The 16234-nt window shown below is 69.4% G+C and carries 14 protein-coding genes; 7 read left to right on the top strand and 7 right to left on the bottom strand.

Translation table 11 applies throughout. The features are described 5' to 3' along the window. Positions 1-156: 156 nt before the first annotated feature. Both greA and OIE13_RS35365 read right to left on the bottom strand, forming a co-directional pair. On the bottom strand, positions 157-657 hold the full coding sequence (gene greA / locus OIE13_RS35370; protein ID WP_326644787.1) for a transcription elongation factor GreA: 501 nt from the start codon (positions 655-657) through the stop codon (positions 157-159). Between the two features lie 106 nt (positions 658-763). Next, the gene (locus OIE13_RS35365) at positions 764-1192 is read right to left on the bottom strand and encodes a DUF4307 domain-containing protein (protein WP_326644790.1); all 429 of its coding nucleotides are present in this window, start codon (positions 1190-1192) and stop codon (positions 764-766) included. A 228-nt stretch (positions 1193-1420) separates the two neighbouring features. Here OIE13_RS35365 and mca point away from each other — a divergent pair, with 228 nt between their 5' ends. Continuing rightward, entirely contained in the window at positions 1421-2305 is an 885-nt protein-coding gene (mca, locus tag OIE13_RS35360; RefSeq protein WP_326644792.1) for a mycothiol conjugate amidase Mca, read from the top strand. Positions 2306-2339: 34 nt separating this feature from the next. Next, positions 2340-2540 carry a hypothetical protein gene (locus OIE13_RS35355; RefSeq protein ID WP_326644794.1) on the top strand — a complete coding sequence of 67 codons (201 nt, stop codon included), beginning with the start codon at positions 2340-2342 and terminating at the stop codon, positions 2538-2540. Positions 2541-2843: 303 nt separating this feature from the next. Here OIE13_RS35355 and OIE13_RS35350 read toward each other — a convergent pair whose 3' ends face one another. After that, the gene (locus OIE13_RS35350; RefSeq protein ID WP_326829328.1) at positions 2844-4004 is read right to left on the bottom strand and encodes a hypothetical protein; all 1161 of its coding nucleotides are present in this window, start codon (positions 4002-4004) and stop codon (positions 2844-2846) included. A 335-nt stretch (positions 4005-4339) separates the two neighbouring features. Between OIE13_RS35350 and OIE13_RS35345 the strand changes: the two genes are divergently transcribed. Further along, positions 4340-6340 carry a thioredoxin domain-containing protein gene (locus OIE13_RS35345; protein ID WP_326644797.1) on the top strand — a complete coding sequence of 667 codons (2001 nt, stop codon included), beginning with the start codon at positions 4340-4342 and terminating at the stop codon, positions 6338-6340. A 62-nt stretch (positions 6341-6402) separates the two neighbouring features. Here the strand turns inward: OIE13_RS35345 and OIE13_RS35340 are convergent, their stop codons facing one another. After that, entirely contained in the window at positions 6403-8562 is a 2160-nt protein-coding gene (locus OIE13_RS35340) for a transglycosylase domain-containing protein (RefSeq protein ID WP_326644799.1), read from the bottom strand. A gap of 104 nt (positions 8563-8666) precedes the next feature. Further along, positions 8667-9146, bottom strand: a complete 480-nt coding sequence (locus OIE13_RS35335) for an Lrp/AsnC family transcriptional regulator (RefSeq protein WP_030910940.1) — start codon at positions 9144-9146, stop codon at positions 8667-8669. Between the two features lie 102 nt (positions 9147-9248). Between OIE13_RS35335 and hppD the strand changes: the two genes are divergently transcribed. The 3 genes from hppD (at position 9249) to OIE13_RS35320 (ending at position 12672) form a co-directional block, all read left to right on the top strand. Continuing rightward, positions 9249-10358: a 4-hydroxyphenylpyruvate dioxygenase gene (gene hppD / locus OIE13_RS35330; RefSeq protein ID WP_326644802.1), complete on the top strand. Its 1110-nt coding sequence runs from the start codon at positions 9249-9251 to the stop codon at positions 10356-10358. A gap of 69 nt (positions 10359-10427) precedes the next feature. Beyond that, positions 10428-11120 carry an RDD family protein gene (locus tag OIE13_RS35325; protein WP_326644803.1) on the top strand — a complete coding sequence of 231 codons (693 nt, stop codon included), beginning with the start codon at positions 10428-10430 and terminating at the stop codon, positions 11118-11120. Positions 11121-11193: 73 nt separating this feature from the next. Further along, a complete protein-coding gene (locus OIE13_RS35320; protein ID WP_326644805.1) occupies positions 11194-12672 on the top strand; it encodes a M1 family metallopeptidase in 1479 nt (492 codons plus the stop codon). 126 nt (positions 12673-12798) lie between these two features. On the opposite strand, the gene ilvA is transcribed toward OIE13_RS35320, so the two are convergent. Next, entirely contained in the window at positions 12799-14007 is a 1209-nt protein-coding gene (gene ilvA, locus OIE13_RS35315; protein ID WP_326644807.1) for a threonine ammonia-lyase, read from the bottom strand. A 232-nt stretch (positions 14008-14239) separates the two neighbouring features. Here ilvA and OIE13_RS35310 point away from each other — a divergent pair, with 232 nt between their 5' ends. Then, positions 14240-14854, top strand: a complete 615-nt coding sequence (locus OIE13_RS35310) for a hypothetical protein (protein WP_326644809.1) — start codon at positions 14240-14242, stop codon at positions 14852-14854. Positions 14855-14933: 79 nt separating this feature from the next. Here OIE13_RS35310 and OIE13_RS35305 read toward each other — a convergent pair whose 3' ends face one another. Then, complete coding sequence (locus OIE13_RS35305) at positions 14934-16115, bottom strand: FIST signal transduction protein (RefSeq protein WP_326644811.1); 1182 nt, start codon at positions 16113-16115, stop codon at positions 14934-14936. Positions 16116-16234 lie beyond the last annotated feature (119 nt).

The raw sequence follows: 16234 nt of genomic DNA, 5'->3' as shown, positions 1-16234 counted from the left end.
GTACACCGCCCAGTGATGCCCGCGAACTCATCGAAAAGCGTCTTATCTGCAATGCGGCCGCAAGATTGATGAAACCCTGCCAAATCCTCCAAGACATGGCAATCCGCCGGGACACCCGTCCCGGCGGATCAGCACATCAAACGGAGTATGGGAAGGTCAGTTGCCGATGTACGGCACGGCCTCAAGGATCTCGACGGTGTTGGAACGGCCGTTCGGCATCGTGTAGGTCGCCCTCTCACCGATCTTCTTGCCGTTGATCGCCGAGCCGAGCGGCGACCTGGGCGAGTAGACGTCGATCGGGGCGCCGCTCTCCTCGCGGGAGGCCAGCAGGAAGGCGACCTCCTCGTCGTCCCCCTCGAAGCGGACGGTGACCGTCATGCCTGGACCGACCACGCCTTCGGTGCGGGGCGCCTCACCGACCCTGGCGCTGTCCAGGATCTGACGGAGGTGGAAGATGCGGGCCTCCATCTTGCCCTGCTCGTCCTTGGCGGCGTGGTAGCCGCCGTTCTCCTTCAGGTCGCCCTCTTCGCGGGCCGCCTCGATCTTCTTGGCGATGTCGACGCGCCCGGGCCCCGAGAGATGCTCGAACTCAGCCTTCAGGCGGTCGTACGCCTCCTGAGTGAGCCAGGTGACGCTCTCGTTGTGGGAGTCGGCCACGGGTTCTCCTTGCTTCCTCTAGGGGGCTTCGTGCTTGGGGATTGCGGACGGTCGAATCTCGACAGGCTAACAAGTTAAGCCTACGTCTGCCTCCTCAAATGTCTCACTATACGAGATAGCAGTACTGGACATGAACGGAAGTGGCCTGAGCACTGGTCTCTAGCCGTTCGGTAAGCCGAACATACCCCTCACCAGCCGGGACATTGACCTCCTTGCTGCCGACCTCGACGTGGCCGACATCGGTGGCCCGCAGGCGGCAGAGCGCCGCGCGATCGGAAGGTTTGACGACCTCGAACACGATCTGCGCAGAATCGCCGCGGCCGGCATCGAACGCGATGACCTGGTCGATGACTTCCGTGTTGCCCTTGGACGCCCACATCACATAGCCCCAACCCCCCGCGCACACGGCGCAGAGGATCGCGATCACGACGTGCACGACGAAGCGCCCCCTGCGCTCCGGACGGTCGGGAAAGTCGTCCGGGGTGCCGAGGACCGGACCGTTCTGACGGCCCTTCTCGGCCTCGCTGGTGGCCATGACGGAATCTCCCTGCACTACCTCGGTGTTATCCGAGACAATTGTCCCCTGCGGGGGCCTCGCCCTCGCGACCGCCCAAGAGAAACTAACCTCTTTACAGAGTGACGTAAGCCGAGGGCGCGCGGGGCACCGCGTCGAGCGGAGCGGGGTATACGGCCAGGTTAGGCCCTCCGTGAGGCAACCGACGACGATCCGAAGCGTGACCGACACAGAGGAGACACCGAGCCCGTGAGTGCACCACTCAGGCTGATGGCCGTCCACGCGCATCCCGACGACGAGTCGAGCAAAGGCGCCGCCACCATGGCGCGCTACGTGGCCGAGGGCGTGGACGTGCTGGTCTGTACGCTCACCGGGGGCGAGCGCGGGTCGATCCTGAACCCCAAGATGGAGCGTCCGGAGATCCTGGAGAACATCGGCGAGGTGCGGCGCCTGGAGATGGAGCGCGCCCGCGAGATCCTCGGCGTGCGGCAGCGCTTCATGGGGTTCATCGACTCCGGCCTGCCCGATGACGAGAGCGAGCCGCTGCCCGAGGGCTGCTTCGCCCTGCAGCCCCTGGAAATCGCCTCGGCCGCACTGGTGGCGGCCGTCCGCGAGTTCAGGCCGCATGTCATCCTCACCTACGACGACGACGGCGGCTATCCGCACCCCGACCACATCATGACCAACCGGGTCTCGGTGGAGGCGTTCGATGCGGCGGGCGACCCCGACCGCTACCCCGGCACCGGCGAGCCCTGGCAGCCCCTGAAGCTCTACTACCACATGGGTTTCACCAAGGACCGGTTCGAGGCGCTGCACGAGGCGATGAACTCCCGCGGCATGGGCTCCCCCTACGCCGACTGGATCTCCCGCTGGGAGGACCGCCCGCAGAAGTGGCCGGTGACCACCCGTGTCCCCTGTGGCGACTACTTCGAGATCCGCGACGAGGCGCTGCTCGCGCACGCCACGCAGGTAGACCCGGACGGCTTCTGGTTCGTCTGCCCGCGCGACCTGCAGTGTGAGATCTGGCCTACCGAGGACTACCACCTGGCCCGCGCGCTCGTGGACGTCGAGCTTCCCGAGAACGACCTGTTCACGGGCATCCACGCGGACGCGGTCTCGCACGCCTGCCACTGACGCGACCATGGGGTGGCGGTGGCAGACTTGACGTGTGATTACACCTAACGTCCTCGATGAGTCCGTCGTCAATCCTGGCCTCGTGGGCTTCCTCGTCGTGGCGGCGATGGGGTTCGCCCTCTACATGCTCGTCAAGTCGATGAGGAAGCAGATCTCCCGGATCGAGGTCCCCTCCGAGGCCGAGCTGAGGAAGCAGAGGAAGCAGGAGACCACCACGACACCGACCGTCCCCTAGCCCGACTCCGCGCACGTCCCCGGCCGCCGGGGGCGATCAGGGAGCGAGCGGGGGCGACAACCCGCATCGCCGGATCCGTGACCCCGACCGGCGAGGGTATGACGCGCGCGAAAACCCGCCCGGCAGGGCCGACACTCCGAGGACGATCATGGCCGACGACATCGACGAGGACGCCTGACCTCGGGGACCGCACGGCGAACATCCGGTTCCCCGGACCTGGCCGACAACCGTCCCCGTGACCCCTCCGCGCGCCCCTGCCGTCAGCCGCCGAGGGCGCCCGCCGATGACCCGGCCACGCCGCCCTCAGTCTCCCAGGGCGTCCGTCGAGGACCAGGCTCGCTCCAGCGCCTTGGGCAGGCCCCATCGGCCCAGCGGAGTGAGCACCTCGGTCCTGTCGACGATCCCGAGACACGCCCAGAGCGGGGTGACCGAGCTGAAGAGCGTCTCGGCCGCTTCCAGGTCCTCCGGCTCGTCCATGTCGACGTCGATGTCCTCCGACTCCGCGATGAGCCGGGCGATCCGCTCGGGCGAGGCGAGCACCCCGGGGCCGCGCCTGGCCAGGGCCGCGACCACGGCCAGCCAGTCGGCGTGGTGGATCGCGCACAGGGCGGCCAGCACCGAGTCCTCGTGGCTGAGCTCCCCGTCCAGGTCGGAGAAGACCTCCAGCCGGTCCTCCTCCTCCGGCAGGTCGGAGATCGGCCCCGCGATACCCGCCGTGACGGTCAGCCAGAGTTCCTCGTCGTCGGCCGGCAGCGGCCCCCCCTCGTACCCGGCGCAGGCCCGAAGCACGTTTCCCGGATAGCCGGGCCGGCCAAGCACCTCGCGCAGCCGAGCGGCCGCGGCCCGCAGCTCCTTGACAGGCCGCTCGGGGGCGGGCAGCTCGGCCAGGATGCGGCGCAGCTCGCCCAGGGCGAACGCCTCCTCCTCGTCCCAGGCGGCGAACATCTCCTCGTCCTGCTCGTCGGAGACCGCGGTTCCCGGGACTCGCCCGTCGGGCAGCGGACCGGTGAGCCAGCGCTCCTGGAAGTCCGCGTAGACCTCCCTGGCCTGCTCGTCGCCCCGCGCGAGCGCGTCCGGGTCGATCTCCCCCGCGGCGACCCGCTCCTCCAGGTAGGCGACCAGCCTGTCGAACATCTCCTCGCCGACCGGTCCCCGCTCGTCCTCCTCAGGCCAGACGAAGAAACTGCGGGTGAGCAGGAGCGGCTCGGTGCCCGTGGACTCCATCCAGCGCTGCACGTCCCCCACGGTCGCGCCGCCGGACTCGATCGCGCTGAGGGTCGCCTTCGCGGAGTCCCAGAAGGGCACCGACAGCGGGTTGCCCGCCGCCAGCAGCGCCCGCCTCAGGTCGGGCAGCGCCACCAGAGCCACCCCGGACGGCACGGCGAGCAGCGCACGGGCAACATCACGCCGGGTCAGCTCGGAAGCCGCCCTTCCGGCGTGCACACAGACGAAGTCGAGATCCACGCCCAGTGAGCCTACGCCCGAAGCGCGGTGAACACACCTTCCCCTGCGGGTGGCCCTGTCCCGAGGTCTCTCACCACCGCCGGTCGGCCTTCCGGCGAGACACGGTGAACACACCTTCCCTTGCGGGTGGCCCTGTCCCGAGATCTCTCCCCGCCACGGCGAGATCCGCCGGACAGGGCCTAGTGTGAGAAAAACCGTGACGCGCCGAGTTCCGCGCACCTCGCGAGGAGAACGTACGCACCGGGTTCCGCGCACCTCGCGAGGAGAACGTACGCACCGGGTTCCGCGCACCTCGCGAGGAGAACGTACGCACCACATACGCAGAAAGGGTCTTTATGAACCGCTTGAAGGACGCGACGAGCCCCTATCTGTTGCAGCACGCGGACAACCCCGTCGACTGGTTCGCCTGGGGGGACGAGGCCTTTGCCGAGGCGGAGCGGCGGGACGTGCCGCTGCTGATCAGCATCGGCTACTCGGCGTGCCACTGGTGCCACGTGATGGCCCACGAGTCGTTCGAGGACCCCGGCACGGCCGCGCTGATGAACGAGCGCTTCGTCAACGTGAAGGTCGACCGCGAGGAGCGCCCGGATGTCGACGCGGTCTACATGACGGCCACCCAGGCCATGACAGGCCAGGGCGGGTGGCCGATGACCGTCTTCGCCACCCCGCAGGGCCACCCCTTCTACACCGGCACCTACTTCCCCAGGCAGCAGTTCCAGCGGCTGCTGGCCGGTGTGTCGAACGCCTGGACCGGCGACCGGGAGGCGGTGCTGGAGCAGAGCTCGAAGATCGTGGAGGCGCTGAACGAGCGGTCGGCGATGCCGGCCGGGCCACTGCCCACGCCGAGCACGCTCACGCGGGCCGTGCAGAGCCTGGCCGAATCCTTCGATTCGGCCCGCGGCGGCTTCGGCGGAGCGCCCAAGTTCCCACCGTCGATGGTCCTGGAGTTCCTGCTGAGGTACGGCGCGGCCGCGGGCGGGGAGGATGCGCGGACGACCGCGAACGCGGCGATGTCCATGGCCGACCGGACGCTGGAGGCCATGGCCCGGGGCGGCATCTACGACCGGCTCGGCGGCGGCTTCGCCCGCTACAGCGTGGACGCCGACTGGGTGGTGCCGCACTTCGAGAAGATGCTCTACGACAACGCCCTGCTCCTGCGGATCTACACGCACTGGTGGCGCTCAAGCGGCTCCGTCCTAGGCAGGAGGGTGGCACTGGAGACCGCCGACTGGCTGCTGGCCGAGATGCGCACCCCCGAGGGGGGCTTCGCCTCCGCCCTGGACGCCGACAGCGAGGGTGTGGAGGGCAAGTTCTACGTCTGGACCCCCGAAGAGCTCCGCGAGGTCCTCGGCGAGGAGGACGGCGCCTGGGCGATCGACCTGTTCGAGGTGACGGGGACGTTCGAGCACGGCGCCTCGGTGCTCCAGCTCCTCGCCGACCCTGACGATCCCGAGCGGTTCGCCCGGGTGCGCTCCGCGCTGCTGGCCGCGCGGGCCCGCCGGGTACGGCCCGGGCGCGACGACAAGGTGGTGGCCGCCTGGAACGGCCTGGCCATCGCCGCCCTCGCCGAGACCGGCGCCCTGTTCGACAGGCCGGATCTCGTCGAGGCGGCACGCGAGGCGGCCTCGCTGATCGACGGACTCCATCTTGACGGCGACCGGCTGCTGCGCACGTCCAGGGACGGCCGCGCGGGCACCAACGCGGGGGTCCTGGAGGACTACGCCGACCTCGCGGAGGGCCTGCTGACCCTTTTCGGGGTGACCGGGGAGGTCCGCTGGTTCCGGCGGGCCGAGTCGCTGCTGGAGGCCGTCCTGGAGCGCTTCCCCGACGGCTCCGGCGGGTTCTACGACACCGCCGACGACGCCGAGCGGCTCTTCCAGCGCCCGCAGGACCCGACGGACAACGCCACTCCCTCCGGCCAGTTCGCCGCTGCGGGGGCACTGCTGTCGTACGCGGCGCTGACCGGCTCGTCCCGGCACAGGGTCGCGGCCGAGGCGGCCCTGGGCACGGTCACCGTCCTGGCCGACAAGCACGCCCGGTTCGCCGGGTGGGGCCTGGCGGTGGCACAGGCCGCGGTGGCCGGCCCGATCGAGGTCGCGGTCGTGGGGCCGGCCGGCGATCCGGCGACGGCGGCCCTGCACAGGGCTGCTCTGATGTCGCCCCTGCCCGGCCTGGTCCTGGCGCTCGGAGAGCCCGATTCCGGCGAGGTTCCGCTCCTGGCCGGCCGGGGCCTGGTGGGGGGCGGGCCCGCGGCCTACGTGTGCCGCGGCTTCACCTGCCAGATGCCCGTCACCACCCCCATGGCCCTGCGAGCCGAGCTGGCGAGCGAGGCGTAGGGGGCGCAGGAGGCGGGGCGCAGGAGGCGGGGCGCAGGAGGCGGGGCGCAGGAGGCGTAGGGTCAGTCGCCCCGCGTGGGGGCCTCGATCCGGCGGCCCAGGCCGTCGAGGCCGAGCTCGTCGCCGCCTCCTCCGTCCCGCACCCCGGCCCCGTCGTCGGGGCCACCCTGCCCGTCGTCGCCGGGAGCCCAGGTCCGACCGGGACCCGGGGTCTCCTGCGGGGTCTCCTGCGCGGGGCCCGTGCTCTGGCCGGGGTCCTGGGTGCCCATCTCACCGGGGGTGGGGTTGGGGGTGAAGCCGCCCTGGTCACCGCCCTGGTCGTCGTACCGGCCGCCGGAGGTGTAGTCGTCGTACGGGTTGGAGTAGCCGTAGCTGGACGGCTCCTTGAACTCCTTGACCGGCTTGCCGTTCATCGCCTCGGTCATGAAGGCGCGCCAGATCTGGGCGGGATAGGACCCGCCGTACTGGGCGCTGCCGTCCACGGTCACCGGCTTGTTGTCGTCACGGAACATGTTGACCGCCGTCGCCAGCTGCGGGGTGAACCCGGCGAACCACACGGCCGCCGACTCGTCCGTGGTGCCGGTCTTGCCCGCCACCGGGCGGTCGTATAGGCGGGCGCCCGAGCCGGTGCCCGCCTCGACGACCTGGGTCAGCGCGTAGGTGGCGTCGATGGCCGCCTGCTCGCTGAAGGCGCGCTTGCCCTTGGTGGAGCTCTTCACGACCTTCCCGTCGGCGTCGGTGACCGAGCGGATCACATGGGCCTCGTGGTGGACGCCCTCGGCGGCGAAGGCGGCGAAGCCCGAGGCGTTCTGCACGGCGCTCACCGAGGCCACGCCGAGCGGGAGGGTGGCCGCGCCCCGGTGTGGGTCGAGCTGCTCGCCGGGGATTCCGGCGGCCTCGGCGACCTTGACCACCTTGTTCAGGCCGACCTTCTGGGCGAGGTCGACGAAGGCGGTGTTCACCGAGCTCTGGGTCGCCTTGACCAGGTTGACCTGACCGTAGGAGTAGCCGCCCGAGTTGGGGATGTCGGCGGAGGCGATCCGCAGCGGCGAGTTGCCGTCGACCCTGGTGTCGAGGCCGAAGCCGTTGTTCAGGGCCGCGGCCAGCGTGTACGCCTTGAAGGTCGATCCGGCCTGCACCTTGGCCGAGAACGAGTTGTCGAACTTGTTGGTCGCGTAGTTGCGACCGCCGTAGAAGGCGAGAACCTCACCGGTCGCGGGGTCGACGGCGGCCAGCCCGGTGCGGACCTTCTTGGGGGTGCTCTCCGGCAGGACCGAGGTGACGGCGCGCTCGGCGGCGGCCATCAGGTTCTTGTCGAAGGTCGATACGATCTTCAGCCCGCCCTGGTTGATGACCTCGTCGGTGTAGCCCCTGCTCTTGAGCTCGGCCGCCACCTGGTCGAGCATGTAACCCTCCTGCCCCTTGGGCGCGAAGATCGCCTTGGGCTTTCCGAGGGTGGGGAAGGTCACCTCGGCGGCCTCGGTGGAGGTGACGGCCCCGATGGCCACCATCCCGTCGATCACCGACCTCCAGCGGTCCCTGGCCGCGTAGAGGTCCGCGCCCTGCGGGTCTGCGAACCTGGAGGGCTGCTGGATCACCGCGGCGAGATAGGCGCCCTCGGCGAGGGTCAGCTTGCCCACGTCCTTGCGGAAGTAGGCGTCGGCCGCCGCCTGGACCCCGTCTGCGCCCCGGCCGAAGTAGATCGTGTTGAGATACTGCTCCAGCACCCAGTCCTTCGATTTCGACTGGTCCACCTTCAGGGAGATCATGATCTCCTTGAGCTTGCGGATTATGGAACGTTCCTGACTGAGGCCGCTGTAGTAGTTGCGGACCATCTGCTGGGTGATCGTGGAGCCGCCCTGGAGCTGCTGCCCGGTGACCGTGGACCACATGGCCCGGAAGGTGCCCTTGAGGGAGATGCCCTGGTCGTTGTAGAACGAGCGGTTCTCCGCGGCGATGACCGCGTTCCGCAGGCTCTGCGGAACCTTGTCGAGGGTCACGCTCTTGCGGTTGACACCCTGCTTGGCCAGCACGGTCTTGCCGTCGCGGTAGAAGATCACCGAGCCCTGCGCGGTGGCCCTGGGCTGCGTGCTGTCCGGGATGGGGGTCATCGCCCACACCACCCCGAGCAGGCCGATCACCGAGATGACACCGACGCCGAAGACGATGAGTGTGATCCGCAGGAGCTTCCTCCTGGGACTGCCCGTCCCGCCCTTTAGCACGCGTGACCCCCCGATCGGATCCGCCGCAGACCCCCGACGGTTGCGCGGACCGTTAAGGGTAAACGATGGATAACGGTGTCTGGCCCCTGCTTGGCATGGTACGGCTAGCTCCTCCCCTTGCGCGGGACATCGGCCACCAAAGGCAGAACACGGTATGGCACAGGGGTGTCCAAGGCGATCACCGACGAGGTCCTGACCACGCCCCGGACATCAACGATCAGGTCAATTACCCGCTGCAGATCGGCATTGCTGCGCGCCACCACGCGGCAGTGCATGTCGTCACCACCGGTGATCGTGTGCACCTCCAGCACCTCGGGAATGGCCGCGAGTTGCACCGCGACCGGGTCGTGCCCGCTGACCTGGCGGATCTGCAGGGTCACGAACGCGGTCACGTCGTAGCCGAGCGCCGCGGGGGCGATGTCCGGGCCGAACCCGGTGACCACCCCCCGGGCGACCAGCCGGTCGAGGCGTGCCTGCACGGTCCCCCTGGCCACACCGAGCCGCCGCGAGCACTCCAGTACCCCGAGTCTGGGCTCGGCCGCCAGCAGGGCGATGAGGCGGGCGTCGAGCTGATCGATCGTCATGATGTACAGGCGCTCCGCAATGATCGGCAGGTGATTGTACATATTGTGCACTGTTTCAAATGAGTGTTGCACAAACAGACCAGCGAATCAGACAGTATCCGCATGAGTGACATCTTTCCCGTGAACGGTATGGACGCCGTGGTTTTCGCGGTGGGCAACGCCAAGCAGGCCGCCTACTACTACTCCAGTGCTTTCGGCATGCGACTCGTGGCCTACCGGGGCCCGGAGAACGGCAGCCGCGACGAGGTGGCGTACGTCCTCACCTCGGGCGCCGCCAGGTTCGAGTTCCGCGGGGCCGTACGCCCGGGCGCCGGCGTCGCCCGCCATGTGGCCGAGCACGGCGACGGCGTGATCGACCTCGCCATCGAGGTCCCCGACGTGGACGCGGCCTACACCCACGCGCTCGCCCGGGGCGCGCGGGGGCTGTCGGAGCCGCAGGTGCTGGAGGACGAGCACGGCAAGGTCGTCCTCGCCGCGATCGCCACCTACGGCGAGACCCGGCACACCCTCGTCGACAGGTCCAACTACAGCGGCACCTACCTGCCCGGCTATGTCCCGGCGGAGCCCCTCCTCCCAGCCCCCGACGTGAAGAACGGCCGCCTGTTCCAGGCGGTCGACCACTGCGTGGGCAACGTGGAACTCGGCAAGATGGACGAGTGGGTGGAGTTCTACAAGCGGGTCATGGGCTTCACCAACATGGCGGAGTTCGTCGGCGACGACATCGCCACCGAATACTCGGCGCTGATGTCCAAGGTGGTCGCGGACGGCACCCGCAAGGTGAAGTTCCCGCTCAACGAGCCGGCGATCTCCAGGAAGAAGTCGCAGATCGACGAGTACCTGGAGTTCTACGGCGGCCCCGGCGTGCAGCACGTCGCGCTTGCCACCAACGACATCCTCGGCACCGTCGACCACATGCGCGAGGCCGGGGTCCGTTTCCTGGACACGCCCGCCTCCTACTACGACGACCCGGAACTGCGGAAGCGCATCGGCGAGGTCCGCGCGCCGATCGAGGAGCTGAAGAGGCGCGGGATCCTGGTCGACCGGGACGAGGACGGCTACCTGCTGCAGATCTTCACCAAGCCGGTGCAGGACCGTCCGACCGTGTTCTTCGAGCTGATCGAGCGGCACGGCTCGCTCGGCTTCGGCAAGGGCAACTTCAAGGCGCTTTTCGAGGCAATCGAGCGCGAGCAGGACCTCAGGGGAAATCTGTGATCGCGGCTCAGAGGCAACCCACAACCGCCTTTGGCTTTGCGATGGCACTCTTGCGGCAATCAACCATAAATGGGATCAGTACCGCCACCGCCGGATGACCAGGGATCGGACCCGTGGTCGGAGCCCGCTCCACCGGGACCGGGCCACCCGGGCCCCGGTCCCGGTCCCCACTACGGACCCGGCCCGGAACCCGGCCCCCGCCACGGGCCCGGTCCGGAACCCGGTCCCGGCTACGGCCCCGGTCCGGAACCCGGTCCCGGTCCGGAACCCGGTCCCGGCTACAGTCCCGGCCCCGGTTACGGCGGAGGGCCCTTCAGCGGGCTTCCCGGAGCCGGGAACATACGGCTGGGCGGGCGATGGCGCCGTCTGTTCGCGGGCATCCTCGACCTCGTCATCATCAGCCTCATCTCCGCGCCGTTCAGCTACCGGACCGTCAGCACCATCACCGGCTCCGAGGGCTTCGTCTCGATAACGCCCCACGCGGAGACCCTCCTGGTGGCGGTGATCGGCTTTCTGTACTACTGGCTGCTGACCGCCTTCTGGAACGGGCAGACGCCCGGCAAGCGCCTCTTCCATCTGCGCGTGGCCGACATGGGCGGACGGAGGGCCGACGCCGGGCAGACGGCGATTCGCGAGCTGGTCCGGTGGGTGATGTACGTCACCTGCTGCCTGGGGTGGATAGACCTGGCTTTCATCCTTTTTCAGTCGCGCAAGCAGGCCGTGCATGACATCGCGGCCGGGACCCTTGTCGTAGACGCCTGATCGGCGCAGGTCAGTCGCGTAGTGTGCCGTACACGGGCTCGGCCTCTCGGGCCGTGGAAGGGGAGTTGAGGGTATGGCGTCCAAACGGCTGGCCACCACGGCGACCGCCGCTCTGCTCAGCACACTCGCGACCGTCGGCACGGTCGCCTGTGCCGCGTCGAGCGGGGAGAGCGTCCCGGCGGTGAACTCGGCGTTGTCGGGCCCCTCCGCGTCCCCCCTGTCCGGCTCCACCGCTGACAGCGGGGCCAAGCCCGGCTCCCCCGGGATCGGCGACCCCGGCTTCCCCACAGACGGCAACGGCGGCTACGACGTCGACCACTACCTGCTCAAGCTGGGCTACAACCCGTCTTCGAAACACCTGGCCGGGGTGGCCAGGATCGACGCCCGGGCCACCCAGCACCTGGCGAGCTTCAACCTCGACCTCTCAGGCTTCACGGTCAGCCGGGTCACCGTGGACGGCAGGCCCGCGAGATTCGACCGGGCCGGAAGCGAGCTCACCGTCATCCCCGCCGCGTCCATCCCGAACGACGCGGCGTTCGCCGTCGAGGTCGCGTACGCCGGAGAGCCCAAACCGGTCCGGAACTCCTCCAATCTGGGCACGTACGGCTTCATTCCAACCAGGGATGGCGCGTTCGTCACGGGTCAGCCCAACGGCGCCAAGACCTGGTTCCCCGGCAACGACCATCCCGCCGACAAGGCACGCTACGACTTCGAGCTCACCGTGCCCACGGGGCTGACGGCGCTGGCCAACGGCGAGCTCGTCGGCGAGCCGAAGACCGCCGGGGGCAAGACGACCTTCCGGTGGCGGGAGAGCCACCCGATGGCCAGTTACCTGGCCACCATGACACTGGGCAGGTTCGAGGTGCTCCAGGGCAAGACCGCCGGGGGCCTGAAGAACCTGGCGGCCGTCGACCCGATCTTCCGCGGCTCGCTGCAGAGGTTGTACGACGTGTCGGGGAAGGTCACCGACTACTGGAGCACGATTTTTGGGCCCTACCCCTTCTCCTCCACCGGGGGCGTGGTCGACGACTTCCCCGCGGGCTACGCACTGGAGAACCAGACCAAGCCCATGTACGGCGGATTCGCCCCTGGCGACGACATCATCGCCCACGAACTGGCCCACCAGTGGTTCGGCGACAGCCTCAGCATCAAGCGGTGGAAGGACCTGTGGCTCAACGAGGGCTTCGCGACCTACGCCGAGTGGCTCTGGTCGGAGCACGAGGGCCGGTCCACCACCGAACAACTCTTCCGCAGGCACTACGCCGCCGGCGCCGACGACCCCATCTGGAGCTACGCCCCCGGCCGGGCCAAGCCGGAGGACCTGTTCAACAAGTCCGTCTACAACCGGGGCGGCATGACGCTCCACGCGCTCAGGCAGCGGATCGGCGACCCGGCGTTCTTCAAGCTGCTGAAGCAGTGGGTCGCCACACACAAGTACGGGAGTGTCACGACCCCGGAATTCATCGCGATGGCCGAGAAGATCTCCGGCAAGAACCTCTCCGCGCTCTTCGACGCCTGGTTGTTCACCGCGGAGAAGCCGTCCACCTGGTGACGCGGCTGCGGACCTCGCGGGCCGGGTCCGGCCCACCCTGAGAACCCGGGCGAGACATCCCCGCCCCCGTCCTGACCCGGCTGCGGACCTCGCGGGCCGGGTCCGCCCCCTCGCCCCCCTGATGACTCAGGTAAAGCTGATCTTGTATCCGTCCCCCCGCAAGGAGCCCAGCACCTCCTCGGAGTGCACCGGCCCCCTGGTCTCCAGTTGGAGCTGCACCTCGACCTCGCCGGGGTGCATGCCCAGCCGCTCGTGCACGATGTCGAGCACGTTGGCGCCGAGTTCGGCCAGCCTGACCAGCAGCGCCGCCAGCGCGCCCGGCTTGTCGGAGAGCGGCACCCGCAGGGTCAGATAGCGCCCCGCGGCGGCCAGACCGTGCCGGAGAACCTTGGCCAGGAGCAGCGGGTCGATGTTGCCTCCGGAGAGCACGGCCACCACGGGCGGCTCGAAGATCCGTGGGTGGGCCAGGATCGCGGCCACCCCGGCCACACCCGCCGGTTCGACGACCTGCTTGGCCCGTTCGAGGCAGAGCACCAGCGCCTGGGAGATCTGACTCTCGGTGACGGTGACGACGTTGTCGACCAGGTAGTGGATCAGTTCGAAGGGCAGCTCGCCCGGACGGCCCACGGCGATGCCGTCGGCCATCGTCGAGGCGGGCCGGACCTCGACCGGATGCCCGGCGGCCAGCGACACAGGGTAGGCGGCGGCCCTCTCGGCCTGGACCCCGACGATCCGCACGCCCGGCTTCAGCGACTTGACCGCGAGCGCGACCCCGGCGGCCAGCCCCCCGCCGCCCAGCGACATCACGATCGTGCCTACCTCGGGGAGCTGCTCCGCGATCTCCAGCCCGATCGTGCCCTGCCCGGCGATGACGTCGGGATGGTCGAAGGGATGGATGAAAACCGCCCCGGTCCGCTCGGCATGCTCCTTCGCCCGCTCCAGTGCGACGTCCACGGTCTCGCCCGCGAAGATCACCTCGGCGCCGTACGAGCGGGTGGCGGCCACCTTGGGCAGCGGTGCCCCTCGCGGCATGTAGACCGTCGAGGAGGCCCCGACCAGCCCGGAGGCGAGCGCCACGCCCTGCGCGTGGTTGCCCGCACTGGCCGCGACCACCCCTCGCCGCCGCTCGCTCTCGGTCAGCCCGGCGATCCTGACGTACGCCCCCCGGATCTTGAAAGAACCCGAGCGCTGCAGGTGCTCGCACTTGAGGTGGACGGGTCCGCCGACGATGCCCGACAGCACGTGCGAGTGGAGCAACGGGGTGCGCAGGGCGACATCGGCCAGCAACTCGCGCGCGGCGACCACATCCTCGTAGGTCACCCGGGACTCCGACATGCGGGCCATCGTACGACGTGCGCTCGCGCTCTCGCGCTCTCGCGCTCTCGCGCCGGATCAAGCGGGAGTCACGGCCAGGACGGGCTCGGCCACCGTCCAGGGGCGCCCCAGTCGCTTACAAGGGCCTTACAAGACGGTGCGAGCAGACTCGGGTGGAGACGGAATCGGTTCCTGGACAACACGGAGCGCAGATGTACGCGGTGACCGACACCGGAGGGCAGGGTTTCCTGACATGACGGAAGGGCGATTCACAGAGGAGGAGTACGTCGAATGGGCGAAGCGGCGGCTCGGCGACCGCCCGATCCCCGGCGAGCTGCTGCGGATGGTCGCCATCCAGGCCGCCCGGCCACCCGGTGCGGACCGGGACGCCGACCCGCTGCACGAGATGGAGATCACCGTGCTGGGGCCGGGGAGCACCCATCCGGTCTTCGACGACGACGCCAACCGAAAGATCGGCGGGTCGTGGTCGGAGCTGTTGAGCCACCTGTTCCCCGCCGTGGAGACGTTCAACTCGCCCTCGCTCGGCGACGGTGTGTACGGATACTGGCTGCACCCGGATGAGCGGGCGGCGAGGCCGCCGATCGTCGCGATCGACAGCGAGGGCACCTTCTTCGCCCCGAGGGGAAGCACCCTCCTGGAGGCGCTGATCAACGATTCCGGCATCGACGATGAGGCGTTCGCGTGTCTGGCGGACCGGTTCGCCGCCGTCGGCCTGCCCATCTCGCCGCGCAGCCGTGCCGAGATCCCCAAGTCCGCCATCGTCATGGACCCCGAGGTGCTGGAGAGGACGGTGGACGCCGAACACCGGGCGGCCCACGCCGCGGGCAAACTCTTCGCCTCGTTGTGACCCTCGTTGTGACCCTCGTTGTGACCCTCGTTGTGACCCTCGGCCCTTCTCGGCTGAACACCACCGGTGCCCGCCGACCTCACGGGTGGCCGGCGGGTGGGCGGGTGGAGAAGATCAGGACCGAGGCGGTGAAGCCGTGGACGTGGTTGTGGCCGCCCACGGGGCCCACCTCTCCCGCGGCGAAGAATCCGGCCACCCCGATGGGCCCCAGAGTGTCGCGGACGGCGACGGCGTCGTGGTCGGCGCTGCCGAACATGGCCGAGCCCCGGCCGTTGCAGGAGAACAGCAGAGCGCCGTCCACCCGGCCGAACTCCTCGCGGTGGGCGTCCAGCAGTTCGTACAGGTCCTCGTCGGCGGTGGCGGCGTCGCGGACCTGGAATCGGACGGTACGGCCGATCTCGACGACATCGCCGATGGCCACGGCCTCGCGTTCGGGGTCGATGCCGAGCACGCCCCGGATCAGGAAGTCGCCGCGCTCGTGCCGTTCGGCGTACTCGTCCATGGCGATGCCGATCTGCAGCCCCGAGGCGACCAGGTCGCGGTCGTCCTCGTCCAGGGCGCTGACGATCTCCTCCAGCCGAGCCAGGGCGGGCTGTCCCGCGAGTTCGAGCAGGAGGTTGTCCTCCACGGAGGTGACGGCCATCGTCGGGCCGATCGGGCGACAGCCCTGGCTGACCACGGTGCTGACGTTGAGGTCACCGCTGAGCAGCACCCCGACGGCCCCCTCTGTGTAGATCCTCCCGTCGGCGAACAGCCGCACCGCGCCGCGGCCCTGGGTCGCGTTGGCCAGGCCGCCGATCAGCGGAAGGTCTCCCATGACCTCCTCGGAGCGCTCGACGAAACCGTCGGTGGGGAAGGTGTAGGGGTCGGCGAGCAGGATGGCGGCGTGATCATCGGGGCCGCGATCGGGCAGGCCGACCACGACGAAGCGGTCGTCGGTCCGCAGCGTGTCGAGCGCGAAGGTCGTCAGCCTGGCCCCGCCCAGGGTGGCGGCCCAGGCACTGACCGCGGGAGTGACCTCGACCCCCTGCCCGTCACCGATGACCCCGGTGGCGCTACAGCCGAGGACGGCGGCGCCCGGCGCCATGCTCATCGCACGCAGTCCGGCGCGGGAGACCTCGTCGGGATCGTCTCCGCAGATGAAAAAGCAGAGCAGGTCGGCGGGTCCGGACAGGCCGAACAGAGCTTGACGCACCGCGGTCTCGGCTGCGGCGACCAGATCGGACCCCACTGCGAGGCCATCGGCGAAACGGCTTGTCATCAGCGCCACTCGTCTCGCCTCTCCCTCTCGTCTGACGGCTCGCCCGGGAGTGACCGCGGTCCCGCCCGATGCCTGCCGTGAAGTTGGTGAATGCCGGATCTGCCTGACGTCCCCTCCGA

The sequence above is a fragment of the Streptosporangium sp. NBC_01810 genome (assembly GCF_035917355.1).
Taxonomy (GTDB): Bacteria; Actinomycetota; Actinomycetes; order Streptosporangiales; family Streptosporangiaceae; genus Streptosporangium.
The sequence above is the reverse complement of the archived record's forward strand: the minus strand, read 5'-3'. Positions and strand labels throughout refer to the sequence as shown.